Raw genomic sequence first — 1,550 nt, forward strand, 5'->3', positions numbered from 1 at the left:
ACTTCGACGACTACCTGCTGCCGGCCGAGAAGTTCGCCGCACTCAAGCGCGAGCAGGCCCTGCCCCTGGCGATCAACCCGAACAGCGACCAGTACCTGGAAGAGCGTTTGCAGCTGCTGGACGAGCAGTTGGCCACCGTCACCCGCCTGGCCAAGGACAACGAGCTGCCCGATGCCATCCTCACCGAGTCAGGGCTGAAAATCACCCCGCTGGATGCGGCGGTGCCGGATCGGGCGCAGGCGCTGATCGACCAAACCAGCCAGTTACTGCCGCGCATCAAGATCACCGAACTGCTGATGGACGTGGACGACTGGACGGGCTTCAGCCGCCACTTCACCCACTTGAAGGACGGGGCCGAGGCCAAAGACAGGACGTTGCTGCTGTCCGCAATCCTCGGTGATGCGATCAACCTCGGGCTGACCAAGATGGCCGAGTCGAGCCCCGGCCTGACCTACGCCAAGCTGTCCTGGCTGCAAGCCTGGCACATCCGCGACGAAACCTATTCGGCGGCCTTGGCCGAGCTGGTCAACCACCAGTATCGCCACGCCTTTGCCGCCCACTGGGGCGACGGCACGACCTCATCCTCCGATGGCCAGCGCTTCCGCGCGGGTGGCCGGGGCGAGAGCACCGGGCACGTCAACCCGAAGTACGGTAGCGAGCCGGGACGGCTGTTCTATACCCATATCTCCGACCAGTACGCGCCGTTCAGCACCCGCGTGGTGAATGTCGGCGTCCGCGATTCCACCTATGTGCTCGACGGCCTGCTGTACCACGAGTCCGACCTGCGGATCGAGGAGCACTACACCGACACGGCCGGCTTCACCGATCACGTCTTTGCCCTGATGCACCTGCTAGGCTTCCGCTTCGCGCCGCGCATCCGCGACCTCGGCGAAACCAAGCTGTACGTGCCGCAGGGCGTGCAAGCCTACCCGACGTTGCGCCCGCTGATCGGCGGCACCCTGAACATCAAGCACGTGCGTGCCCACTGGGACGACATCCTGCGCCTGGCCAGCTCGATCAAGCAGGGCACCGTCACCGCCTCGCTGATGCTGCGCAAGCTCGGCAGCTACCCGCGCCAGAACGGACTGGCCGTGGCCCTGCGCGAGCTGGGCCGGATCGAGCGCACGCTGTTCATCCTGGACTGGCTGCAAAGTGTTGAACTGCGCCGCCGCGTGCATGCCGGCCTGAACAAAGGTGAGGCGCGCAACTCGCTGGCCAGGGCGGTGTTCTTCAACCGCCTTGGGGAAATCAGGGATCGGAGCTTCGAGCAGCAGCGCTACCGGGCCAGCGGCCTCAACCTGGTGACGGCGGCTATCGTGCTGTGGAACACGGTGTACCTGGAACGCGCCACCCAGGGGTTGGTCGAGGCCGGCAAGCCGGTGGACGGCGAGCTGCTGCAATTCCTGTCGCCGCTGGGCTGGGAGCACATCAACCTAACCGGCGATTACGTCTGGCGGCAGAGCCGCAGACTGGAAGACGGGAAGTTTCGGCCCTTACGGATGCCCGGAAAACCTTAGCGTACGATTTTTTCCGAATTCTGCGGGCTCCCC

1 pseudogene is annotated in these 1,550 nt (G+C 65.1%); it reads left to right on the forward strand.

From position 1 onward, the window contains the following. Positions 1 to 1,517: pseudogene (locus ACJHX7_RS26110) on the forward strand (Tn3-like element TnAs1 family transposase); the annotation flags it as partial. Between the last annotated feature and the right edge of the window lie 33 nt (positions 1,518 to 1,550).

Source organism: Escherichia sp. WS1451 (assembly GCF_046487365.1).
In the GTDB taxonomy this organism is placed as follows: Bacteria; Pseudomonadota; Gammaproteobacteria; order Enterobacterales; family Enterobacteriaceae; genus Escherichia; species Escherichia coli.